This window comes from Streptacidiphilus sp. EB129, from assembly GCF_041262645.1.
Classification (GTDB): Bacteria; Actinomycetota; Actinomycetes; order Streptomycetales; family Streptomycetaceae; genus Streptacidiphilus.
Genome location: NZ_JBGCCS010000019.1, coordinates 83,762 through 107,209, shown reverse-complemented (window position 1 = coordinate 107,209; position 23,448 = coordinate 83,762). Strand labels below are relative to the sequence as shown.

Sequence of the window (23,448 nt, the reverse complement as noted above, 5' to 3'; positions counted from 1 at the left end):
CCGCACCGGGCCCGCACCGCGCCGTCCCGTTCCCCATCGTCCCGACCCCGGGCGACACCGTCCCGAGCCCTTCCCACTCCGAGCGACAGAGAGCAGCAACAACCGTGCCGACCCGCGTAACCCCCGCCTCAGGCGGCCCCCTGCACGCCGTCCTGTTCGACATGGACGGCACCCTCGTGGACACCGAAGGCCTGTGGTGGCAGGCGGCGGAGAGCGAGGCCAGACTGCTGGGGCTGGTACTCGGCGACGCGGACCAGCCGCACGTCCTCGGCCGTGCGGTGGACGACACCGCCGCTCACCTGTTCCGCTCGGCCCAGGGCACCACCACCCGGACCGAGGCCTCGGTCGCGTCCGCGCTGGACCGCCGCTTCACCGCGCTGGTCGAGGCCCAGGTCGTGCCGCTGCCCGGGGCGCTGGAGCTGCTGGACGAGCTCAAGGCGGCCGGCATCCCGACCGCCCTGGTCTCCGCGTCGCCCCGGCACGTCGTCGACATCGTGCTGGAGGCGCTGGGACGGCGCCGCTTCACCGTCACCTTCGCCGCCGGGGAGACCCCGCAGACCAAGCCGGCGCCGGACCCCTACCTCGCGGCGGCCGACGCGCTCGGCGTCCCGGCCGGGTCCTGCGTCGCGGTCGAGGACACCCCCACCGGGATCGCCTCCGCCGAGGCGGCCGGCTGTTCGGTGGTCGCCGTCCCGTCCGCGACGGTGATCGAGGCGGGCCCGGGACGGGTCGTCGTCGGCAGCCTGCTGGACGTGGACCTGCCGCTGCTGCGCGCACTGGCCGCGGCCGGCGCCGGGACTGCGCAGTCCAGGACGCCGCTGCCCACGACGCCGCAGGCCGAGAGCGTGCAGGCCGGGGAAGCCTGAGCGGTCGGAGACCGTTGCACCGTCGAACACCTCCACCGCTCGGAAGGCCGCTGGTCCATGCCCTACCTGTTCCTCACCTTCGCAATCGCGAGTGAGATCTGCGCGACGGTCTCGCTCAAGTTCACCGAAGGGTTCAGCAGGCTGGTCCCCAGCGTGATCGTGGTGGTCGGCTACATCCTGTCCTTCGTGCTGCTCTCCCAGGCGCTCAAGCAGGTGCCGGTGAGCACCGCGTACGCGATCTGGTCGGGTGTCGGCACGGCGGTGGTCGCGGCGATCGGCTTCGCCTTCCTGGGCGAGGGCGTGAACACCTGGAAGCTGACCGGCATCGCCCTGATCATCGGCGGCGTGGTGGCCCTCAACCTCGGCGACGCCGCGCACTGACACCTCAGCACTCACGCCTGCTCCGGCGTCAGCCGCACGGGCTGGCAGGACGGCTGACGTCCCGTCCGTCGGCGCGGGGCAGGCTCCGGGCAGTGGCAGGATCTCCCGCAGGGCTCCATCGGGACTCCAGCGACAGGGGGCAGACCACGTGAGTGAGCAGCCGGACGCCGACTCCGAGGAGGAGTCGGAGAAGCGGGTCACCAACGCCGAGCTCTTCTTCGACCTGGTGTTCGTGCTCTGTGTCACCGAGGTCTCGGTGATGCTGCACGCGCACCACACCGGGGCGGGCGTGTTCCGGGCCCTGGTCGTGTTCGTGCCGATGTACTGGACCTGGGTCGGCACCAGTGTCCAGGCCAGCACCCATGACGTGGACAACCACCAGGACCGGCTGGCCATCTTCGCCATCGCGCTCTGCGGCATGTTCATGGCCCTGGCCGTGCCGCAGGCGTTCGGCTCGCTGGGGTTGCTCTTCGGCGCCTCGTACCTCGCCGCCCGGATCGTGCTCGCGCTGCGGATGGTCCGGCTCGGCGGAGTGCTGATGGGGCCGTACGGCGCGGGCGCCCTGGTCACCGGCCCGCTGCTGACCGTCGGCGGTCTGCTCCACGGCGAGCTGCGGACCGTCCTGTGGGCGGTCGCCGCCGTGACCGACCTGTCGACCCCGGCGCTGGCCCGGCGGCGGCTGGAGGCGGTCCGGATCCACCCCACCCATCTGCCGGAACGTTTCAGCACCTTCGTGCTGATCGCGCTGGGCGAGACCATCGTCTCGGTGGGCGCACCGGTCGCCGCCAACGCGCGGGTGACGGCCGCTGAAGTCGTCGCCGTCGCCGTGTCGTTCGTGCTGATCACCGGCCTGTGGTGGGTGTACTTCGCGTACGCGGCGGACGCGATTCGGCATGCGCTGACCACCGCCGCGGTCCGCACCGACATCGTCCGGCAGGTGCTGTCCTACGGGCACCTGAGCCTGGTCGGCTCGATCATCGCGGTAGCCGTCGGACTCACCGAGTCGGTGCAGCACCCCGGCCGGGTGCTGTCCACCGGCGGCGGAGCCCTGCTGGTGGGCGGCTGCGCGCTCTACCTGGCGACCTTCGGCTACACCCGGTGGCGGATGTTCCGGGTGCACTCGACGACCCGGCTGATCGTCGCCGGCCTGATCCTGGCGACGCTGCCGCTGGTCCCGCTGCTTCCCGCACTGGCCATGCTGAGCCTGCTGGCCGCGCTGCTGGTCGGCCTGAGCCGCTGGGAGTACGTGCGCATCCGGCGCGACGGCAGGAACTGACCCGGCACGCGGCAGCAGCGTCGGCAAGTCGCCGCGGTGCGCGCGGTGAGCCACACCCCGGCGGGACCGTCAGGAACCCCGGCGCACAGAGTCCGGCCGCGACCCCCGCTGCACCGCGCGGGGCGTTCCGGCCCGAGAAGACCGCCACCCGCTCCGGAAGGCAGCCCGCCCGTGACACCGCTGGTCGCGATACCCGCGCTCACCCTCGACGGAACCGCACTCACCCCCGCCGAGGTGGCCGCCCTCGCCAGAGGCGAGGCCCGCGCGTCCGTCGCACCCGCCGCCAGGGCCCGGATGCTGCGGGCCCGCGCGGTCGCCGAGGACGTCGCCGGCCGCCGCCAGGTGTACGGGCACACCACCGGCGTCGGCGCCAACCGCACCGTCGCGGTCCCCATCGCCGCCGGCCCGGCCGCCCGGCCCGCCGCCCCCGAGGCCGCCCGACCCGCCGCCAACCACGGCATGCGCCTGCTGCGCAGCCACAGCGGCGGCATCGGCCCGCTGGTCCCCGCCGAACAGACCCGGGCCATGCTCGCGGTCCGGCTCAACCAGCTGCTCCGGGGCGGATCCGCGATCAGCGCCACCGTCGCCGACCGCCTCGCCGAGGCCCTCGGCTCCGGGCACATCCCCAGCGTGCACGCCTACGGCTCGGTCGGCACCGGCGACCTGTCCGCACTCGCCGAGCTGGGCCTCACCCTGGCCGGGGAGCAGCCCTGGCGCAGCGGCTTCGGCGCCGGCCGGCCGCCCGCACCGCTGGCGCTGGACCACTGGGACGCGCTGCCGCTGATGTCCAGCAGCGCCCTGACCATCGGTCAGACCGCGCTCGCCCACACCGACCTGGCCGCGCTGCTCGCCACCGTGCCGCTGATCGCGGCGCTCTCGCTGACCGCCGTCCACGGCTCCACCGAACCGTACGCGGCGGTGGTGCACGCGCTGCGCCCGCACGCCGGGGCGGGCCGGGTCGCGGCCCGGATGCGCGGGCTGCTGGACCCGGTGCCGTGGACCCCGGCGCTGGTCCAGGACCCGTTCGGCTTCCGCTGCCTGCCCCAGGTCCACGGCGCGGCCCTGGACGCGGCCGACGGTCTGGAGCAGGTGCTCCGGATAGAGATCAACTCGGCCTCGGAGAACCCGCTGCTCTCACTGGACCCCGCCGACTACCACCACCACGGCGGCTTCCACCAGGCCTCGCTGGCCCTCGCCCTGGACCAGCTCCGGCTGGCCCTGCTGGGCACCGCACAGCTCTCCACCGCCCGCTTCGGCGTGCTGGTCTCACCGTCCTTCACCGGCCTGCCCTCGTTCCTGGCCCAGGACGAGGACGGCAGCAGCGGCATCATGATCACCGAGTACGCGGCCCAGTCCGCCCTGGCCCGGCTCCGCGGCCTGGCACAGCCGGTCACCCTCGGCCACGCGGTGCTGTCCCGGGGCGTCGAGGAGCACGCCAGCTTCGCGGCGACCGGCGCCCACCAGTTGCTGGAGACGGTCACCACGCTGCGCCTGGTGCTGGCCTGCGAGCTCGTCGCGGCGGTGCGCGCCCTGAGGATGCGCGGCACCTCGCTGGATCCGGCCGGCGCGCTCGGCCGGTTCCAGCGGGACGCCGGGGCGCTGCTCAGTCCAGGCACCGTCGACCGCGACCTCACCCCCGACGTGGAGGCCGCCGCCGGGTTTCTGGCCCGGCACCCCTCGGCCGACTGAGCCGGCGCGCGCCCGGCGGTCAGCGCCGCCTGGCGATCAGCGCCGCCCGGCGATCAGCGCCGCCCGGCGATCAGCCACGCCCACCCCAGCAGCAGCACGCCGACCAGCACCGCGACCGCGCCCAGCGCGGCGTACTGGCTGTGCCCGGTCATCATCGAGCCCTTCATCGCCCCCGTGCCCTGCGCGATCCACACTCCGCCGACCACGACCAGCAACGCACCCAGCACACCCCGGATCCACACGACCGCGCCTCCGTCTCCACCGCGTCTCCGCCGCCACGGACGCCCGCTCCAGGTCGGCCCAGTGCAGATACGCGCGCGACCCCCCGTCCGGTTCACTCGTTCGCGGATCGCCTCAGCACCCGGTGGTACGGGCCGACGAGGTCGCGGTGCCACCAGGCCCCGGTGGCGTGACGTTCGACCGGGGTGGTGAAGCGGTAGCGGTAGAGCGTGGCCCTGACCTGCACCGGAGGCCGGTCCGGGAAGGGGTTTCCGCGCAGCAGCCGCAGCGTGTCCCGGTCACCGGCCAGCAGCTTGCGCAACAGCGGCGCCAGCCAGGGCCGGGCGTAGCCGGGGTTGATCGCGGCGAACCACATCAGCCAGTCCAGCCGGAGGTGGTACGGGGCGAACTGCCGGGGTCGCGCCCGCGGGTCGCCCGGCTTCCCCCGGAACTCGTAGCAGAGCCAGGTGTGCCCGTCGGCGCTGCCTTCGAGGACCACCTCGTGCCGCACCCGGGTCACGCTGCCGAAGGCGCCGTAGGTGTTGACCAGGTGCAGCGAGTCGAACGAACGGTTCATCACCTGGCGCGGCGACAGCAGGTTGGACGCGGGGCGGTAGCTGAGCAGCAGCACCAGTACGGTCCAGGCCAGCACACCGGCCAGGAACCAGTCGGGGGTGGCCGGGTAGGCCCGCTGCGAGCCGGTGCTCACGGCGCTGAGCGCGAGGGTGATGGTCAGCCAGTTCAGCCAGGCGAAGTTGCCCGACAGCACCAGCCACAGCTGGGTGAGCACCACCAGCCCCGCCGCCACGGTCGCCACCGGCTGTGGCAGGAACAGCGCGACCGGCGCGCCCAGCTGCACCAGGTGGTTCGCCGCCGCCTCGACCCGGTGCAACGGACGCGGCAGATGGTGGAACCACCAGCTGAACGGCCCGGGCATGGGCTGGGTCTCGTGGTGGTAGTACAGGCAGGTCAGCTCACGCCAGCAGCTGTCCCCGCGCAGCTTGATCAGCCCGGCGCCCACCTCCACCCGGAACAGCAGCCAGCGGACCAGCAGCAGCACCGGCCAGGGCGGTGCGGTGTGGGCGTTCCCGAGGAAGACGGCGAGCGCGCCCGTCTCCAGCAGCAGCGACTCCCAGCCGAAGGAGTACCAGGTCTGCCCGACGTTGACGATGGAGAGGTAGAGCGCCCACAACGCGATCCAGAGCAGCATGGCGCCCCACAGCGGCACCAGGTCGGCCAGTCCCGCCGCGACGGCCGCGGCCAGCAGGACACCGGTCCAGGCGACGGAGGCGAAGAACCGGTCGGAGTAGTGCAGCCGGAACAGCGTCGGCGTCCGCCGCGCGGACGTCCGGACGAGATGACCCGGCACCGGGAGCAGCCCGTGCTCCCCGATCAGCGGCCGGAACTGCCGTGCCGCGGCCAGGAACCCCACCAGGTACACGCCGGCCAGGGCGCGCTGGAAGAGCAGCCGACCGAGCCAGTACCCGGAAGCGTCGAACCACCGCATGCCCCCACTCTGCCGGACCCGGCCCACCCCGGCCCGCAGAGGCACGAGCCTCCTCCCCCGGCCCCGGCGGCCCGGCTCCCCGCCCGGCCAGGAAGCGAGAAGACAGTAGCCATGTACTTAGTAGCCATGTACTTAGTAGCCATGTACTGTATCTCTCATGAGCGAAACGCACCCGCAGCCCACGCCCGGCTTCCTGGTCTGGCGGCTGTCGATGAAGTGGCGAGTGGCGATGGATCGGACCCTCGCCTCCCTGGGCCTCACCCACGCCCAGTACTCACTGCTGGCGTCGCTCTTCGGCATGCAGGCCTCCGGGCTGCGGCCGAGCCAACGCCAACTCGCCGACCACACCGGGCTGGAACCGCTCTACGTCTCGAAGCTGGCCCGCACCCTGGAAACCGCCGGATTCATCGAGCGCACCCCGGACCCCGCCGACACCCGAGCGGTACAACTGTCGCTCACCGACCACGGCCGCGAGGTCACCGGACCCGCGATCGCGATGGTCCGCAGGCTCCACGACCAGCTTCTGGCTCCGCTGGGCGGCCTGGACGGCCCGCGTACCGAGGTGTTCGCCCGCGAGCTGGCGGCCCTGCTCGACGTACCAGTTGATCCCTCGACCAAGGAGTAGCCATGTCCACCACACCGACCGCGTCCATCACGCCCGCTACGCCCGCCGCACCCGCCCCGCCCACCGTCAACGGCCAGGTCGTCGGCCTCGCCCACCACGCCACACGGGCCGTCCTGGAGCGCCTGCTGGCCCGCACCGGCACCACGTTCCAGCAGTCGGTGGCGCTCAACGCCGTCGCGGGCAGCGGTGCGCCCATCGACCGCGACCAGCTCGTCGCCCGGATGACCGACGCCCTGAAGATCGACGACTCGGCGGTGCTTGCGGCCATCGCGGAGCTGACCGCCTCCGGGCTGCTGGAGACCCTGCCCACCGAGGACTCCCGCCTCCGGCTCACCGACGCGGGCCAGATGCTGAGCCAGGAGATCCGCACGGGTGGCGCCGAGATCGCCGCCCGGCTGTACCGCGACCTGCCCGCCGACGACCTGGCGGCCGCAGCCCGCGTGCTGACCACCGTCACCGCCCGCGCCAACGCCGAGTTGGCCGAGGCGTAACCACCGGCCCGCGCGCGGCCTCCCGGCCCCGCACCGGCCCGCTGCGACGCAACTGCGAAGATCACTCCATGACTCGTGACCTCCGCATCTGCTTCGTCGGGGACTCCTTCGTCGCCGGCGTCGGCGACCCCCTCTGTCTCGGCTGGGCCGGGCGTCTGACCGCGCGCGCCTTCGCCGACGGGCAGCCGGTGACCGCCTACAACCTCGGCGTGCGGCGCCAGACCTCCGCCGACATCCTGGCCCGCTGGCAGGACGAGTGCGCCCAGCGCCTGCAGGAGGGCGACGACCTGCGGGTGGTCCTGTCGTTCGGCGTCAACGACGCCACCGGCGAGCACGGACGCACCCGCGTACCCGCCGAGGAGTCGTCGGCCAACCTGGCCCGGATGCTCGACCAGGCCGGCGCCCGGGGGTGGTCCGTCCTGGTGGTCGCCCCTCCGCCCATCCACGACGTCGAGCACAACGCCCGTACCGCAGCGCTCGACGAGCGGTTCGCCGACATCTGCCGCACCGCGTCCGTCCCCTACGCCCCGGTCCACCACCCGCTGCGCGACAGCGCCGCATGGATGCACGAGGTACGCACCGGCGACGGCGCCCACCCGGCCGCCGCCGGCTACGACGCGATCACCACCCTCATCACCCCCCACTGGCAAACCTGGCTCACCCCCGCCCACTCGACGGAGAGGCCCTCGCGCTGACGACCCCAGCGAACACGAGAGGCACCCCGTGGGGTGCCTCTCCATCGGTGGTGTGGGGCTGGGGGTTACGGGAGGTTGCGGGCCATGACGATGCGCTGGACCTGGTTGGTGCCCTCGTAGATCTGGGTGATCTTGGCGTCGCGCATCATCCGCTCCAGCGGGTAGTCACGGGTGTAGCCGTACCCGCCCAGGAGCTGGACCGCGTCGGTGGTGATCTCCATCGCGGCGTCGGAGGCGAAGCACTTGGCCGCCGCACCGAAGAACGTCAGGTCACCGTCACCACGCTGGGAGCGGGCGGCGGCGGCATAGGTCAGCTGCCGGGCCGCCTCCAGCTTCATCGCCATGTCGGCCAGCATGAACTGGATGCCCTGGAACTCGGCGATGGCCCTGCCGAACTGCCTGCGCTCCTTGACGTACCCGGCCGCGTAGTCCAGCGCGCCCTGCGCGATACCCAGCGCCTGGGCCGCGATGGTGATCCGGGTGTGGTCCAGCGTCTTCATCGCGGTCGCGAACCCGGTGCCCTCCGCGCCGATCATCCGGTCCGCCGGAATCCGCACATTGTCCAGGTACACCTCACGCGTCGGCGAGCCCTTGATCCCCAGCTTCTTCTCCGGCGCCCCGAACGACACCCCCGCATCGCCCTTCTCCACCACGAACGCCGAGATCCCCCGGCTGCGCAGCTCCGGATCGGTGACCGCCATCACCGTGTAGAACTCGCTCACCCCGGCGTTGGTGATCCACCGCTTGACACCGTTGAGCACCCAGAAGTCCCCGTCGCGCACCGCGCGGGTCTTCATCCCCGCCGCGTCCGAACCCGCGTCCGGCTCCGACAGGCAGTACGAGAACATCCCCTCCCCGCGCGCCAACGGCGCCAGGTACTTCCGCTTCAGCGCCTCGTCCCCCGACAGGATCACCGGCAACGACCCCAGCTTGTTGACCGCCGGAATCAGCGAGGACGACGCACACACCCGCGCCACCTCCTCGATCACGATCACCGTCGCCAGCGCGTCCGCACCCGCACCCCCGTACTCCTCGGGCACATGCACCGCATGCAGATCATTCGCCGTCAGCGCGTCCAGCGCCTCCCGCGGAAACCGCGCCTGCTCATCCACCTCCGCCGCGAACGGCGCGATCTTGGACTCCGCCAGCGAACGCACCGCATCCCGAAGCATCTCGTGCTCCTCCGAGATCCGGAACAGGTCAAAATCTGCGGAACCGTCGGCCGCCATCACGCTCACCCCATGTTATCTACCGTTAAGTAACATCCAGCCCTCCCCAGAGTCTATGGCTTCGCCGTTCCCACCCCAGGCGTGACGTGCACAACAGCTCTCAGGACGTCTGGGTAGGATCGCCAGGCTTGGCCCGCTCCACCACCCATTCTCGGCGGAAAGGACGACAGCCGTGAGGATCACTGTCATCGGCACCGGCTACCTGGGGACCACCCACGCCGCCTGCATGGCCGAGCTGGGTTTCGAGGTGCTGGGTCTGGACATCGTGCCGGAGAAGATCGAGGCACTGTCCGCCGGACGGATCCCGATGTACGAGCCGGGCCTGGACGAGCTGCTGCGCAAGCACCTGGTCGGGATGCCCGGTTCCACCGGGCGGCTGCGCTTCACCACCTCCTGGGAGGAGGTCGGCGCCTTCGGCGACATGCACTTCGTCTGCACCAACACCCCGCAGCGGCGCGGCGAGTTCGCCTGCGACATGTCGTACGTGGAGTCGGCCTTCGACCTGCTGGCCCCGCACCTGGACCGGCCCACGCTGGTCGTCGGCAAGTCCACCGTCCCGGTCGGCAGCGCGGAGCGGCTGGCCGACCGGCTCGCCGAGCGTGCCCCGGCCGGCGCGGCCGCCGAGGTGGCCTGGAACCCTGAGTTCCTGCGCGAGGGCTACGCGGTGAACGACACCCTGCACCCGGACCGGATCGTCGTCGGCGTCCGCAGCGAGGCGGCCGAGGCCAGGATGCGCGAGGTGTACACGCCGCTGCTGGACGCCGGAACCCCGCTGGTGGTCACCGACTTCGCCACCGCCGAGCTGGTCAAGGCGGCCGCCAACTCCTTCCTGGCGACCAAGATCTCCTTCATCAACGCCATGGCCGAGGTCTGTGAGGCCTCCGGCGCCGACGTGGTCCAGCTGGCCGGCGCCCTCGCCTACGACGAGCGGATCGGCGGGAAGTTCCTCAACTCCGGCCTCGGCTTCGGCGGCGGCTGCCTGCCGAAGGACATCCGGGCCTTCATGGCCCGGGCCGGCGAACTGGGCGCGGACCAGGCGCTGACGTTCCTGCGCGAGGTCGACTCGATCAACATGCGGCGCCGGTCGCGCATGGTGGAGCTGGCCCGCGAGCAGTGCGGCGGCGGCTTCCTCGGCCGCCGGGTCGCCGTTCTCGGCGCGGCGTTCAAGCCCAACTCGGACGACGTCCGCGACTCCCCCGCACTCAACGTGGCCGGGCAGATCCAGCTCCAGGGCGCCCAGGTCACCGTCTACGACCCCAAGGCCATGGACAACGCCCGCAAGCTCTTCCCCGGGCTGAGCTTCGCCGAGTCGGCACTGGAGGCCGCCACCGGCGCCCATGTCGTCCTGCACCTGACGGAGTGGCAGGAGTTCCGCGAGATGGACCCCAGGGACCTCGCCGGAGTGGTCTCCGAGCGCCGGATCCTGGACGGCCGCAACGTACTCGACCCGCAGCGCTGGCGCGAGGCCGGCTGGACGTACCGCGCCCTGGGCCGCCCCAGCTGACGACGCCGTCCGGCACCCGGACCGACCAGGCGCGGAGCGGCCGCGCTCGGACCGCCCCGACCGGGGCCGGAATGACCGGACCACCGCCGGGGTTGGGATGGTCACCCGACCTTCCCCCGAGGAGTGCGCGATGTACGGCGACACCGAGACGGTCCGCAGGATCCTCACCGAACTCGGTGACACCTGGGCGGTGGTGGGTCTGTCCACCAACCAGCGCCGGGCCGCCTACGGCGTGGCCGGGGTGCTGCAGCGTTACGGCAAGCGGATCGTGCCGGTGCACCCGAAGGCGGAGACCGTCCTGGGCGAGCCCGGATACCCCTCGCTCGACGCGATCCCCTTCGACGTCGACGTGGTCGACGTGTTCGTCCGCAGTGACCTGGCCGGTGCGGTGGCCGACCAGGCCGTGGCGATCGGGGCCGGCGCGCTCTGGTTCCAGCTGGGCGTCATCGACGAGGACGCCTACGCCCGGGCCCGCGCCGCGGGCCTCGCCATGGTCATGGACCGCTGCCCCGCCATCGAGATCCCCCGCCTGCCCGGGGAGGCGGCCACGTAGGGTGGAGGGCATGCGGCTTGAGGGGGTCTGTGTGCGCTACGGGTGGCGCGAGCCGTGGGTGCTGCGGGACGTCACGCTGGAACTGCCCGAGGGGCGGCTGATCCGGGCGCGGGGAGGCAACGGCGGCGGGAAGTCGACGCTGCTGCGGGTGGCCGCCGGAGTCTGCGCGCCGACCAGGGGCGGCGTACGGGACCGCCCGGCGCGGCGGGCCTACGTCCCGGAGCGGTTCCCCGCCGCGCTGCCGTTCACCGCGCACGACTACCTCTGCCATCTGGGCCGGATCCACGGCCTGCGCGGCCAGGAGCCGGCCCGGCGGGCGACGGCCGCGCTGGAGCGGTTCGGCGCCGGCGCGTTCGCGGCCACCCCGCTGGCCCAGCTGTCCAAGGGCACCTGCCAGAAGGTCGCCGTCGCCCAGGCGCTGCTCGGGGAACCCGACCTGCTCGTCCTCGACGAGGCCTGGACCGGCCTCGACCAGGACGCCCGCGACGCCCTGGACGACGCCGTCGACGAGCGGCTGCGTCGCGACGGCACCGTGCTGTTCGTCGACCACGACCCGCTGCGGCTCGCCGGGGTCCCGGCCGTGCACTGGCAGGTCGGCGACGCCCGGGTCCGCGAGAGCGACACCGCACGTGCCACCGCCGCACTGCGGCTCACCTTCAGCAACTGGCAGGGCCGCCACGACCGGCCGCGCTCCGAGGACGGACCGCGTTCGGACGACGGACTGTGCTCGGACGACGGGCCGTCCGGACGGAAGCTCTCCGAACTGCCGGGAGTGCGCTCGGTACGGGAGCTGCCGGACCAGCGCTTCGAGGTCGAGGTCGACGCCGCCCACGGCGACGACCTGCTGCGTACCCTGCTCGCGGACCCGGCCGTGCACATCGAGTCGGTCCGGTGAGCGCACTGATCCGCTATCAGCTGGCCCTGCTGCTCCGCTCGCAGCGCTGGCTGCCGCCGCTGCTGATGTTCGCGATGCTGATCACCGCCGGGGCGTTCGGCGGCCAGCAGTACGGCGACTCGCTCGGCTGGTGCGCCGGCATGCTGGTGCCCGGCGCCGGCTGGTTGACCCGTACTGTCCTCACCGGCGAGCCGGCCGCGGCGCGTGCCTGCCTGGCCGCGCCGGTCGGGCCGCGCCGGGCCCATCTCTCCGCCCTGCTCGCGGCACTCGTCTGCGGCTGCGTGCTGGCGCTCGCCGGCGGGTCCGCCGAGTGGCTGCTGAGCAGCCCACCGCCGCATCTGCCGCATCCACCGCTGGCGGCCATCGCCCTGCACGGCTCGGCGGCGATCCTGGTCGGTCTGCTGGTGGGTACGGCGGTCGGCGCCCTCTGCGCGCCCCCGCTGCTGGGCCGCCCGGCCATCGGCGTACTCACCCTGGCCACCGCCTCGGTGCTGCTGCTGGTCGCGCCGGTGTCGCCGGTGAACCACGCCATCCGGGACGTCTTCACCTCCAGCTCGCCGACCGCCACGACCACGCTGCCGCTGCTGCCACTGCTCGCGTCCCTGGGGCTGCTGGCCGTCTCCGGAGCGGCGGTCGTTCAGCTGGCGGCACGCGGAGTGACCGACTAACCGTCACTTTCCCCTGCCCTGTGGACTCTTGTCACGGTCACGACTAGCCTCTGCTCTCAGCTTCTTCATGTACGTGTTCATCGTTCCTGTACGTGAACGACGAGAGGACCCCCACGTGTCCCACCGCCACGCCTCGCGCACGTCCCCCACACCCCCCACATCCCGCCCGTCCCGCCCGTCCCGGCGCCGGCTCGCCATCGGCGCGTTGGCGACGGCCTCGGTGCTGATCGCCACCGGCAGCGTCAGCCTGGCCATGGCCGGCACCGGCGGCATCCCCGGTGACCTCGCCTGCGGCGCCACCACCACCGCCACCAGCGGCGGCAACCCGTCGGCCGCGACCGACTGCGCCACCGGCACCGGCTGGCAGAGCAGCACCGCGCGCCCGCAGGAACTCTCCGTGGACCTGGGCTCCACCCAGGCGATCGACCATGTCACGGTGGCCTGGGGCGCCGGCTACGCCACCTCCTTCAAGGTCCGCACCTCGCCCGACGGCAGCAGCTGGCACACCCAGACCGCGGTGACCGGCGGTACCGGCGGGACACAGACGGTGGCCCTCCCGGCCGGGGTGAAGGCCCGTCATATCGAGCTCTACCTGCAACAGTTCACCGGGGGCAACGGCTTCTCGGTGAACGAGTTCGAGATCTTCGGCGGCTCCGCCACCGGCACGCCCACCCCGACGCCCACTCCGAGCGGGACCGGCACGCCGACCCCGACGCCCACCCCCACCCCGCCCGGAACGGCCTGGACCGGCCAGTTCACCGGCTTCAACTCCTCCGCCTGGAAGTCGGCCTGGGGCATGGCCTCAGCCGGCACCTGGGGCTTCTCGGACTTCCAGCAGATCAAGGACTCCAGCGCGCCGGGCGACGGCTCCGCGCTTCAAGTCACCTACGGGGCGGGCTCGTCCGCCAACTCCTGCGGCAACTGCCCCAACCCCGGCGGCGGACAGTTCTACACCGACCTCAACTCGCTGGGCCTGGGCCGCCTCACCACCGCCACCACGCTCGACCTGAAGTACCACCTCAAGCTCCCGGCCGGCTACGACTTCGGCAAGGCGGGCAAGCTCCCGGGCCTCTACGGCGGCCAGATCGGCCAGGAGTCGGGCGGCAACCACGGCAACGGCTGGTCCACCCGCTACATGTGGCGCGGCAACAGCTCCGCCGCCAACAACGGCGAGGTCTACCTCTACACCCCGACCAACTCCGGCCCCACCGGTTACGGCGTGGACCTGGGCCTGGGCGACTGGAAGTGGGCCGCCGACGGCAACTGGCACACCGTCGAGCAGATGGTGAACCGCAGCACCGGCAACGTCACCGTCTGGTACGACGGCGCCCAGGTCGCCTCGCTCAGCGGGGTGGCCTCCGGCATCGGCGGCATCCCCTTCAGCGGGGTGTTCTTCTCCACCTTCTACGGCGGCCACGACACCACCTGGGGGCCGAAGACCACCACCCACTCCTCCTTCGCCGACTTCTCCCTCTCCACGGGCCCGCAGCACTGACGCCCGCCACGGACCGGGCGCCGGGGTTGCGGAGGTGACACTGTGCTCCGCGGCCCCGGCACCGGCCGGGGTCAGGCGTCGAGTTGCGGGAGGGTGGCGATGGAGGGGGGCTTGTCGCGCATGTCCCGGGACACCGACTCCGCGTCGCGGAGCACCCGGACCGCGTTGCTCCAGGTCAGCTTGGAGAGATCGGCCTCCGACCAGCCCCGGCCGAGGAGTTCGGCGATCAGGTTGGGGTAGCCGGCGACGTCCTCCAGGCCGTCGGGCGTGAACGCCGTCCCGTCGAAGTCCCCGCCGATGCCGATGTGGTCGATGCCGGCCACCTCGCGCATGTGGTCCAGGTGGTCGGCGACCGTCGCCACCGTGGCGGCCGGACGCGGGTTCGCGGCCTCGAAGGCGCGCTGGACCGCCATCCCCTGGGGCGTGGTGTCCAGCGCGTGGAGGCCGTTGGCCTCCATGTTGGCGTCGGCGCGCAGGGTCCAGGCGATGGCCTCGGGCAGGATGAACTTCGGCACGAAGGTGGCCATCGCCACGCCCCCGTTGTCGGGGAGCTTCGCCAGCACGTCGTCGGGGATGTTGCGCGGGTGGTCGCAGACGGCGCGCGCGGAGGAGTGCGAGAACAGCACCGGCGCGCAGGTGACCCGGAGCGCGTCCCGCATGGTGTCCGCGGAGACGTGGGAGAGGTCGACCAGCATGCCGATCCGGTTCATCTCCCGGACGACCTCCTCGCCGAAGCAGGTGAGGCCGTTCGCGACCGGCTTGTCGGTGGCCGAGTCGGCCCAGGCCAGGTTGTCGTTGTGAGTGAGCGTCATATAGCGGACGCCCAGGGCGTGCAGGGCCCGCAGCGTGGCGAGCGAGTTGTTGATCGAGTGCCCGCCCTCGGCGCCCATGAGCGAGGCGATCCGGCCGCGCGAGCGGGCCGCCTCCATGTCGTCCGCGCTCAGCGCCAGCCGCAGCTGGTCCGGGTAGCGGTCGACCAGCGCGCGGACGCAGTCGATCTGCTCCAGCGTCGCGCTGACGGCCTGGTCCCCCGCGTAGTCGGTACGCACGTACACCGACCAGAACTGGCCGCCGACCCCGCCGGCCCGCAGCCGGGCCAGGTCGGTGTGCAGATGGTCCCGCTGGTCGGTGCCGATGTCGCGGCGGTCCAGGTCGTAGCCCACCTGCTGGCGCAGCGCCCAGGGCAGGTCGTTGTGGCCGTCCACCACGGGATACTCGGCCAGCAGCGCACGAGCGCGGCGCAGCAGGTCGTTCCGCGTCGCGGACGTCTCGCCCGCGGCGGGCGCGTCGACACGCGCACCGTCGACAGGGGGCTCCTGGACAGTCGGCTCGCTCATCGGGGTCAGCTCCCGAAGCCGAAGCTGCTGCTGCCGCTGACCTTGGCCCGCAGCTTCTTGCCCTTGTCCGTGGCCTGGCTGTTCAGCTCCTGCTGGAAGTCCCGCATCCGCTCGGCGAGGTCGGTGTCATAGGCGCCGAGGATCCGGACCGCGAGCAGGCCGGCGTTGCGCGCACCGCCGATGGAGACGGTGGCCACCGGGACGCCGGCCGGCATCTGCACGATGGACAGCAGCGAGTCCATGCCGTCCAGGTACTTCAGCGGCACCGGCACGCCGATGACCGGCAGCGTGGTGAGCGAGGCGAGCATTCCGGGCAGGTGGGCCGCGCCGCCCGCCCCGGCGACGATCGCCTTCAGGCCGCGCCCGGCGGCCTGCTCCCCGTACTCGACCATCTCGCGCGGCATCCGGTGCGCGGACAGGACGTCGACCTCGTAGGGGACCTCGAACTCGTCGAGGGCCTTGGCCGCCGCCTCCATCACCGCCCAGTCGGAGTCCGATCCCATCACGATCCCGACCAACGGCTGCTCGGTCATTCGCTGTCCCCTCATACCCACTCGAATGGTCTAACTGCACGGATGTCTCACGCCCGGACGGACGCCCGGGACAGCGCGGCCCGGTGCCCGTGCCGCGCTACTCGGTGATGTCGCCGCGCAGATACGCCGCCGCATGGCGGGCACGCTCGCGGACGTCGTCCAGGTCGTCACCGAAGACTGTGACGTGGCCCACCTTACGTCCGGGCTTCACGTCCTTCCCGTACATGTGCACACGCAGTCCTGGGTCACGGGCCATGCAGTGCAGGTACGCGCTGTACATGTCCGGATAGTCACCGCCCAGGACGTTGACCATCACGGTCCAGCGGGCGCGCGGGCGGGGGTCGCCCAGAGGCAGGTCCAGCACCGCCCGCAGGTGGTTCTCGAACTGCGAGGTGACCGCGCCGTCGATGGACCAGTGCCCGGAGTTGTGCGGACGCATGGCCAGCTCGTTGACCAGGATCCGCCCGTCCCGGGTCTGGAACAGCTCCACGGCCAGGTGGCCGGTGATGTCCAGCTCGCCGGCCACCCGCAGCGCCATGGCCTGGGCCTCCGCAGCGAGCTCGGCCGACAGGCCGGGCGCGGGGGCGATCACCTCGTGGCAGATGCCGTCCTTCTGCACCGACTCGACCACCGGGTACGCCACGGCCTGGCCGTGCGGGGAACGCACGACGTCCGCCGCCAGCTCGCGGACGAAGTCGACCTTCTCCTCGGCCAGCACCGGAACACCCGCCCGGAACGGCTCGGCGGCCTCGGCCTCACTGGCGACAACCCAGACGCCCTTGCCGTCGTAACCCCCACGGGTGGTCTTCAGGACCACCGGCCAGCCCTCGGGGCCCTCGGCGGCGAAGGCCGCCACATCGGCCGGGTCGCTGACCAGGCGGTGCCGGGGACAGGGCACGCCCAGGGCGTCCAGCCTGGCCCGCATCAGGCCCTTGTCCTGCGCGAACACCAGGGCGTCCGGGCCCGGGCGGACCGCCACACCCTCGGCCTCCAGCGCCCGCAGGTGCTCGGTGGGCACATGCTCGTGATCGAAGGTGATCACATCGCAGCCGGCCGCGAAACGCCGCAGCGTGTCCAGGTCGCGGTAGTCCCCCAGGACCACGTCGTTCACCACCAGGGACGCCGAGTCCTGCGGGGTGTCCGCGAGGAGCCTGAAGCGCACGCCGAGCGGGATTGCCGCCTGGTGCGCCATGCGGGCCAGCTGCCCGCCACCGATCATGCCGACTACCGGAAAAGTCACAAGAACGAGGATATCGGTGTCTACGGTTCCGCATTACCGCAGGCCAACGGACCCGGAGCGGAAGCGACTGAGGACCGGGGGCCTCGGTCGAACCAAGACCGGTATCGGAACGTCCTCTATCGTGGATAGTTGAGTGCGGTCCGGGGATGGCGCGTGAGAGTCGGATGAGGTTCGCTCTCCGGCCGGGCAGCGGAGCAGGTGTGCGACCTAGCATTGACCTGGCTCCTGAGTGACGACACAGAGACGGATCCCGATGACGACTACTCCAGACCCGAGCACTCCGGGAGCCGCGTCAGCGGCGACCGGCCTTCTGCGGCGGCTCGGGCAAGAGCTGGCGAAGTTCGGGATCGTGGGCATAGTCGGTGTCGCCGTCCAGCTGGCCTCGCTCACCGTGCTGCTGGACCTGATGCCGGGTGCCAGCGTCCGCGCCAACATCATCGCGACGCTGATCGCGATCGGCACGAACTACATCGGCTACCGCTACTGGGTGTATCGGGACACCGACAAGAAGACCCGAGCCCACGAGATCATGCTGTTCCTGGTGTTCAGCGGGATCGGCCTGGTGATCCAGAACGGCGTGCTGTTCGCCCTCACCTACGGGCTGGACATGCGGAGCAAGTCGGTCACCCTCGTGTTCACCATCTTCGGCATCGGCGTGGCCACCCTGTTCCGCTTCTGGGCCTACCGGACCTGGGTGTTCAGCGGGAAGCCCGGCAGCGACGGCCCGGCGGTCACCGCCGTCGAGCAGGCCGAGCAGATCCTCGCCGCGGAGCAGGTCAAAACCAGCAAGCGCGGCATCCGCAGCCTGCGGCCGTAACAGCCACCGGTCCTATCGGTCCTGGACCTCACGGCCCAGGCTTCCTCTATCGGTCCTGGACCTCACGGCCCAGGAACAAGGCAAACACCGGCGGGCGCTGGGACAGCAGGTCGAGCCGGCCGCCGTCCGCCTCGGCCAGGTCGCGGGCGACGGCGAGCCCGATGCCCGTCGAGTTGTGGCCGCTGACGGCCCGTTCGAAGACGCGTGCGCCGAGTTCGCTGGGGACACCGGCGCCCTCGTCCTGGACCTCCAGCACCACCGAGCTGCCGCGGACCCTGGTGCGGATGGTCACCGCGCCGTCCCCGTGCATCAGCGAGTTCTCGATCAGCGCCGCCAGTACCTGGGCCACCGCGCCCGGCGTGCCCACGGCGCGCAGCCCGGGCGGGCCCTCCAGGTGCAGCGTGCGGCCGGCCCGGCGCAGCGCCGGGCGCCACTCCTCGGCCTGCTGCTTGATCACGTCGTCCATCTCGAAGCCCACCGCGGAGGCGTTGCTGCGCTGGTCCCGGCTGTTGGTGAGCAGCCGTTGGACCACGTCGGTGAGCCGCTCGACCTGGCCCAGGGCGATGGCGGCCTCCTCCTTCACGGTCTCCAGGTCGTCCGTCTCGACGATCTCCTCCAGCCGCATCGAGAGCGCGGTCAGCGGCGTGCGCAGCTGGTGCGAGGCGTCGGCCGCGAGCCTGCGCTCGGCGGTGAGCATCCGGCCGATGCGTTCGGCGCTGCCGTCCAGCACCTCCGCGATCCGGTCCAGTTCGACCACGCCGTAGCGGCGCTGGCGGGGGCGCGGGTCGCCCGAGCCCAGCCGTTCCGCGGTCTCGACCAGGTCGACCAGGGGCTGGGCCAGCCGCCGGGCCTGCCAGAAGGCGAGCATCGCTGCGGCGGCCACGGTCAGCACCGCGACCAGGACGAGCAGCAGCAGCATGGTGCGGATGTCGTGCTGCACCGGGTCACGCGACTCCTGGACGGTGACCTTCTCGCCGTGCGGACCGCTCTCGGTGGCGCTGATCGGGTCGCCGCCGGCGGGCGGCGAGCCCAACGTGATCACGGCCTGGCCCGGCATCTGGACGACGGCGTAGCGCTGGGCGTCCTGGCTGGTCAGCCCGGTGAGCGCCTCGGTGTCGATCTGCTCCCCGGCGACCAGGCGGTTCTCGATCACGCCGAGCAGGTGCATGGCTTCCGTGGTGACCTGCTGCTGGGCGTTGGACTCGATGCTGCGCTTCTCGACCAGGGCCAGCGGGACGAGGAACAGCACCACCACCACGAGCACCACGGCCAGGGTGGAGTTGATCAGCCTGCGCTTCACGCCGTCGCTCAGCCCTTTTCGAAGCGGAAGCCGACGCCGCGCACGGTGGTGATGTAGCGGGGGCTGGCGGCGTCGTCGCCGAGCTTCTTGCGCAGCCAGGAGATGTGCATGTCCAGGGTCTTGGTGGAGGTCCACCAGGTGGTGTCCCAGACCTGTCGCATGATCTGCTCGCGGGTGACCACCCGACCGGCGTCCCGGACCAGGACCCGGAGCAGCTCGAACTCCTTGGCGGAGAGCTGCAGCTCCTCCTCGCCGATCCAGGCGCGGTGCGACTCGACGTCGATCTTCACGCCGTGCGCGCCGGTGGTGAGGTCGACGGTGCCGCGCCGCAGCAGGGCCCGGACCCGGGCCAGCAGTTCGGCCAGCCGGAACGGCTTGGTGACGTAGTCGTCGGCGCCGGCGTCCAGGCCGACGACGGTGTCCACCTCGTCCGCGCGGGCGGTGAGCACCAGCACCGGGAACCCGTGCCCGTCGGCGCGCAGCCGGCGGCAGACCTCCAGCCCGTCCATGCCGGGCAGGCCGAGGTCGAGCACCAGCAGGTCGATGTTGCCGCCCTCCAGGCCGGCCTCCAGCGCGGACGGTCCGTCCTCGCGCACCACCACCTCGTAGCCCTCACGGCGCAGCGCGCGGGCGAGCGGTTCCGAGATGGCGATGTCGTCCTCGGCGAGCAGAACACGGGTCATGCCCTGATCGTAGTCCGCGCCGGGGCCGACTCAGCCGAACAGCCCACGGGCGCACCGCTCCACGGGGCGAGGTCACGGTGTGTCACCTAGCGTCGGTCCAGAGACTTCCCGGTCCGGAGATCTCCCCGTCTGGAGACCTCCCGGTCCGGGGCAACTCGTCCAGGGCAACTCGGAGAGGCGGGCGGATGGCTCAGGGGACCATGGTCGGGCTGGGCGAGGGCCCGACCGGGCAGGACGAGGCGTTCCTCGGGCATCCGCGCGGACTGGCGACGCTGTTCATGACGGAGCTCTGGGAGCGGTTCAGCTTCTACGGGATGCGCGGGCTGCTGACGCTCTTCCTCGTCACGCCCGCCTCCCGGGGCGGGATGGGGCTGGACACGGCGACGGCGCTGGGCGTCTACAGCGTCTACAACTCCCTGATCTACATGCTGTCGATGCCGGGCGGATGGCTGGCGGACCGGCTGTGGGGGGCCCGCACGACGGTGCTGATCGGCGGGGTGGTGATCACCGCCGGGCACTTCGTGCTGGCGATCCCGCAGACCACGACCTTCTACCTCGGCCTGGCGCTGATCGCGGTGGGCACCGGGATGCTGAAGCCCAACGTCTCCAGCATCGTGGGCGCCCTGTACGCGAAGGACGACCTCCGCAGGGACGGCGGCTTCACGCTCTTCTACATGTCCATCAACCTCGGTGCGTTCCTCGCGCCGCTGGTCATCGGCACGGTGGGCCAGCGGGTGAACTGGCACCTGGGCTTCTCGCTGGCGGGGGTCGGGATGTGCCTGGGGCTGGCGCAGTACGTGCGGGGGGCGAGGCACCTGGGGGCGGCCGGGCTGCTGCCGGCCCGTCCGGCGGCGCCGGCCGAGCGGCGCCGGGCGCTGCGGCTGGCCGGGCTGTGGGGCGGCCTCGCGGTGTCGGCCTTCGGGGTGGACGCGGGCCTGGGGACGTTCTCGATCCACCAGGTGGTGAACCTGCTGGCGACGGTGGGGGTGCTGCTGCCGGTCCTCTACTTCGCGCGGATGCGCCGGGACCGGGGCCTGACGGCCCAGGACCGGGCCCGGATCGGCGCCTATGTGTGGTTCTTTGTCGCCGCCGCGGTGTTCTGGATGATCTACGACCAGACCGGGTCGACGCTGACCGTGTTCGCCACCACCCAGACCGACCTCAGCGCCTTCGGCTTCCGCTTCCCGTCCAGCTGGTTCCAGTCGGTGAACCCGCTGCTGATCGTCGTGCTGGCGCCGGTGTTCGCCTGGATCTGGCAGTCGCTGGCGCGGCGGGGGAGAGAACCGGGCACGCCGGGCAAGTTCGCCACCGGGCTGCTGCTGATCGGACTGTCCTTCGGGGTGATGGGCCTGGCCAGCATCGCGGCGCGAGGCGGCACCCTGGTGTCGCCGCTGTGGCTGGTGTCGGTGTACCTGATCCAGACCCTCGGCGAGCTGTTCCTCTCCCCCGTGGGGCTCTCGGTGACCACCAAGCTGGCACCGGCGAAGTTCGTCAGCCAGATGCTGGGGCTGTGGTTCCTGGCGTCGGCCACCGGCGACGCCGTGGCCGGCTGGACCACGCAGCTGACCAGGGTGATGAGCCAGAACGCGTACTTCTGCACCCAGGGCGGGCTGGCGGTGCTCTGCGCCGTCGCCTTCTCCCTGGCGGCGGGGCGGATCCGGGCGCTGATGCGCGGTGTGAACTAGTCCACAGCGCCCACCTCGGATGCAGCGCATGGTTCCATGGTCAAAAGTTACTATGGTCTTTGATCCAAGACCCAAGGGTGGGGATTTGGCTTTGATGGCCAGGTCGTGGTGATCAAAATGCCGCTATATCAGGCTATCGGCACGGATTTACGGCCATCTCCGAGCGTAGAGTGTGCCGACCCCCGCTCAGCCAGGCAAGGAAACGCTTTCGCATGCCGCCCATACCTGTCGATGCCGTCGTCGAGACGGCCGCAGTGCTGTCGAACACCCCCACGAAGAAGACCTTCCTCGGCCACCCCCGCGGACTGGCCACCCTCTTCATGACGGAGATGTGGGAGCGCTTCAGCTTCTACGGGATGCGCGCGCTGCTGGTGCTCTACATGGCCGCGCCCGCCGCCAAGGGCGGCCTGCACCTCAACCTGGGCACCGCGCTGGCGATCTACAGCGTCTACAACGCCCTGGTGTACCTGCTGGCGCTGCCCGGCGGCTGGGTGAGCGACCGGTTCTGGGGCCCCCGGCGGACCGTCCTCATCGGCGGACTGATCATCATGTGCGGCCACTTCCTGCTGGCCGTCCCCGCCGCGGGCTCGTTCTTCGCCGGGCTGGGCTTCATCGCGGTCGGCTCCGGACTGCTCAAGGCCAACATCTCGACGATGGTGGGCCACCTCTACCCGGACCGGAACGACCCGCGCCGGGACGGCGGCTTCACCCTCTTCTACATGGGCATCAACCTCGGCGCGTTCTTCGCGCCGCTGGTCATCGGCACCGTCGGCCAGGACGTCAACTGGCACCTGGGCTTCGCCCTGGCCGGTGTCGGCATGGCCCTGGGCCTCGGGCAGTACGTGCTCGGCAGCCGCCACCTCAGCAGCGAGAGCGACGTGGTCGGCTCCCCGATCAGCGCGCCCGAGCGTGCCTCGATCCTGCGCAAGACCGCCCTGTGGGCCGGCTTCGCGGCGCTCTGCTACGGCGTCCTCGTCGCCACCGGCAACTACAGCACGGGCTGGCTGGTGTGGCCGCTGACCGTGGTCGGGATCATCGTCCCGGTGCTGGTGCTGGTCCGGATGAAGAAGGACCGGGACGTCAGCCCCGAGGACCAGCGGAAGCTCTCCGGCTACCTGTGGTTCTTCGCCGCCGCGGCGGTCTTCTGGATGATCTACGACCAGTCCGGTTCCACGCTGAGCGTCTTCGCCTCCGACAGCACCGCCAACTCGCTGTTCGGGCTGAACTTCCCCTCCACCTGGTTCCAGTCGCTGAACCCGCTGTTCATCATGGCGCTGGCCCCGGTGCTCGCCTGGCTCTGGGTCTGGCTGGCGCGCCGCGACCGCAACCCCAGCACGGCGGTGAAGTTCGTCGGCGGCCTGGTGCTGATCGGCGCGTCCTTCGGCGTGATGATGCTGGCGATGGCCGCGGCCGGCGGCGGCACCAAGGTCACCCCGCTCTGGCTGGTCCTGGTCTACCTGGTGCAGACCGTCGGCGAGCTGTGCCTGTCCCCGGTCGGCCTCTCGGTGACGACGAAGCTCGCCCCGCAGAAGTACGCGAGCCAGATGATGGGCGTCTGGTTCCTCGCCGTCACCGTCGGCGACTCGGTCGCGGCGGTGCTGCAGCAGCTGCTCGGCAACGCCTTCCTGAGCACGGCGTCCTTCGCGGTGCAGGGCGCGGCGGCGCTGTTCGCCGGGTTCGCGGTGCTGATGTACCGCCGGCGGATCCGGGAACTCCTGGGCGACGTCCACTGACCGGCCCCGCCGCGCCGCAGCGGCGGC

23 protein-coding genes are annotated in these 23,448 nt (G+C 71.8%); 15 read left to right on the top strand and 8 right to left on the bottom strand.

Annotated elements, in window-relative coordinates; genetic code table 11:
- The first annotated feature begins 104 nt into the window (after positions 1-104).
- The 4 genes from ABH925_RS23095 (at position 105) to ABH925_RS23080 (ending at position 4,212) form a co-directional block, all read left to right on the top strand.
- The gene (locus ABH925_RS23095) at positions 105-866 is read left to right on the top strand and encodes an HAD family hydrolase (RefSeq protein WP_370150712.1); all 762 of its coding nucleotides are present in this window, start codon (positions 105-107) and stop codon (positions 864-866) included.
- Between the two features lie 57 nt (positions 867-923).
- A complete protein-coding gene (locus tag ABH925_RS23090) occupies positions 924-1,247 on the top strand; it encodes a multidrug efflux SMR transporter (protein WP_370150711.1) in 324 nt (107 codons plus the stop codon).
- Positions 1,248-1,395: 148 nt separating this feature from the next.
- Positions 1,396-2,523, top strand: coding sequence for a low temperature requirement protein A (locus ABH925_RS23085; RefSeq protein WP_370150710.1), 1,128 nt, complete (start codon positions 1,396-1,398; stop codon positions 2,521-2,523).
- Between the two features lie 171 nt (positions 2,524-2,694).
- On the top strand, positions 2,695-4,212 hold the full coding sequence (locus tag ABH925_RS23080) for an aromatic amino acid ammonia-lyase (protein ID WP_370150709.1): 1,518 nt from the start codon (positions 2,695-2,697) through the stop codon (positions 4,210-4,212).
- Positions 4,213-4,265: 53 nt separating this feature from the next.
- Here the strand turns inward: ABH925_RS23080 and ABH925_RS23075 are convergent, their stop codons facing one another.
- Entirely contained in the window at positions 4,266-4,454 is a 189-nt protein-coding gene (locus ABH925_RS23075; protein ID WP_370150708.1) for a hypothetical protein, read from the bottom strand.
- Positions 4,455-4,546: 92 nt separating this feature from the next.
- Positions 4,547-5,938, bottom strand: a complete 1,392-nt coding sequence (locus ABH925_RS23070; protein WP_370150707.1) for a lipase maturation factor family protein — start codon at positions 5,936-5,938, stop codon at positions 4,547-4,549.
- A gap of 157 nt (positions 5,939-6,095) precedes the next feature.
- On the opposite strand from ABH925_RS23070, the gene ABH925_RS23065 reads away from it, so the two are divergent.
- From ABH925_RS23065 to ABH925_RS23055, 3 genes are all read left to right on the top strand, one after another.
- Complete coding sequence (locus ABH925_RS23065) at positions 6,096-6,563, top strand: MarR family winged helix-turn-helix transcriptional regulator (RefSeq protein WP_370150706.1); 468 nt, start codon at positions 6,096-6,098, stop codon at positions 6,561-6,563.
- A 2-nt stretch (positions 6,564-6,565) separates the two neighbouring features.
- Complete coding sequence (locus tag ABH925_RS23060; RefSeq protein WP_370150705.1) at positions 6,566-7,054, top strand: hypothetical protein; 489 nt, start codon at positions 6,566-6,568, stop codon at positions 7,052-7,054.
- Between the two features lie 68 nt (positions 7,055-7,122).
- Positions 7,123-7,749, top strand: coding sequence for a GDSL-type esterase/lipase family protein (locus tag ABH925_RS23055; protein ID WP_370150703.1), 627 nt, complete (start codon positions 7,123-7,125; stop codon positions 7,747-7,749).
- 65 nt (positions 7,750-7,814) lie between these two features.
- Here ABH925_RS23055 and ABH925_RS23050 read toward each other — a convergent pair whose 3' ends face one another.
- On the bottom strand, positions 7,815-8,978 hold the full coding sequence (locus tag ABH925_RS23050; RefSeq protein ID WP_370150752.1) for an acyl-CoA dehydrogenase family protein: 1,164 nt from the start codon (positions 8,976-8,978) through the stop codon (positions 7,815-7,817).
- A 172-nt stretch (positions 8,979-9,150) separates the two neighbouring features.
- On the opposite strand from ABH925_RS23050, the gene ABH925_RS23045 reads away from it, so the two are divergent.
- From ABH925_RS23045 to ABH925_RS23025, 5 genes are all read left to right on the top strand, one after another.
- Positions 9,151-10,482: a UDP-glucose/GDP-mannose dehydrogenase family protein gene (locus ABH925_RS23045; RefSeq protein ID WP_370150701.1), complete on the top strand. Its 1,332-nt coding sequence runs from the start codon at positions 9,151-9,153 to the stop codon at positions 10,480-10,482.
- Between the two features lie 130 nt (positions 10,483-10,612).
- The gene (locus ABH925_RS23040; protein WP_370150699.1) at positions 10,613-11,035 is read left to right on the top strand and encodes a CoA-binding protein; all 423 of its coding nucleotides are present in this window, start codon (positions 10,613-10,615) and stop codon (positions 11,033-11,035) included.
- Between the two features lie 10 nt (positions 11,036-11,045).
- Positions 11,046-11,930 (top strand): ATP-binding cassette domain-containing protein, encoded by an 885-nt coding sequence (locus ABH925_RS23035; RefSeq protein ID WP_370150698.1) that lies wholly within the window; start codon positions 11,046-11,048, stop codon positions 11,928-11,930.
- Positions 11,927-12,598, top strand: a complete 672-nt coding sequence (locus ABH925_RS23030) for an ABC transporter (RefSeq protein ID WP_370150697.1) — start codon at positions 11,927-11,929, stop codon at positions 12,596-12,598. Before ABH925_RS23035 ends, ABH925_RS23030 begins: the two co-directional genes overlap by 4 nt.
- Positions 12,599-12,713: 115 nt before the next feature.
- Positions 12,714-14,093: a discoidin domain-containing protein gene (locus tag ABH925_RS23025; protein WP_370150696.1), complete on the top strand. Its 1,380-nt coding sequence runs from the start codon at positions 12,714-12,716 to the stop codon at positions 14,091-14,093.
- A gap of 71 nt (positions 14,094-14,164) precedes the next feature.
- Here the strand turns inward: ABH925_RS23025 and ABH925_RS23020 are convergent, their stop codons facing one another.
- The 3 genes from ABH925_RS23020 to ABH925_RS23010 all read right to left on the bottom strand — a co-directional run bounded on the left by ABH925_RS23020 (position 14,165) and on the right by ABH925_RS23010 (position 17,203).
- The gene (locus ABH925_RS23020) at positions 14,165-15,430 is read right to left on the bottom strand and encodes a dipeptidase (protein WP_370150695.1); all 1,266 of its coding nucleotides are present in this window, start codon (positions 15,428-15,430) and stop codon (positions 14,165-14,167) included.
- A gap of 5 nt (positions 15,431-15,435) precedes the next feature.
- The gene (purE, locus tag ABH925_RS23015; RefSeq protein WP_370150694.1) at positions 15,436-15,963 is read right to left on the bottom strand and encodes a 5-(carboxyamino)imidazole ribonucleotide mutase; all 528 of its coding nucleotides are present in this window, start codon (positions 15,961-15,963) and stop codon (positions 15,436-15,438) included.
- A gap of 97 nt (positions 15,964-16,060) precedes the next feature.
- Entirely contained in the window at positions 16,061-17,203 is a 1,143-nt protein-coding gene (locus ABH925_RS23010) for a 5-(carboxyamino)imidazole ribonucleotide synthase (protein WP_370150693.1), read from the bottom strand.
- 253 nt (positions 17,204-17,456) lie between these two features.
- Between ABH925_RS23010 and ABH925_RS23005 the strand changes: the two genes are divergently transcribed.
- Positions 17,457-18,020: a GtrA family protein gene (locus ABH925_RS23005; RefSeq protein ID WP_370150692.1), complete on the top strand. Its 564-nt coding sequence runs from the start codon at positions 17,457-17,459 to the stop codon at positions 18,018-18,020.
- Between the two features lie 46 nt (positions 18,021-18,066).
- On the opposite strand, the gene ABH925_RS23000 is transcribed toward ABH925_RS23005, so the two are convergent.
- Positions 18,067-19,320, bottom strand: a complete 1,254-nt coding sequence (locus ABH925_RS23000) for an ATP-binding protein (protein WP_370150691.1) — start codon at positions 19,318-19,320, stop codon at positions 18,067-18,069.
- Between the two features lie 8 nt (positions 19,321-19,328).
- Entirely contained in the window at positions 19,329-20,003 is a 675-nt protein-coding gene (locus ABH925_RS22995; protein ID WP_370150689.1) for a response regulator transcription factor, read from the bottom strand.
- Between the two features lie 185 nt (positions 20,004-20,188).
- Between ABH925_RS22995 and ABH925_RS22990 the strand changes: the two genes are divergently transcribed.
- Both ABH925_RS22990 and ABH925_RS22985 read left to right on the top strand, forming a co-directional pair.
- Complete coding sequence (locus tag ABH925_RS22990; protein ID WP_370150688.1) at positions 20,189-21,688, top strand: peptide MFS transporter; 1,500 nt, start codon at positions 20,189-20,191, stop codon at positions 21,686-21,688.
- A gap of 212 nt (positions 21,689-21,900) precedes the next feature.
- The gene (locus ABH925_RS22985; protein ID WP_370150687.1) at positions 21,901-23,421 is read left to right on the top strand and encodes a peptide MFS transporter; all 1,521 of its coding nucleotides are present in this window, start codon (positions 21,901-21,903) and stop codon (positions 23,419-23,421) included.
- The last annotated feature ends 27 nt before the right edge of the window (positions 23,422-23,448 follow it).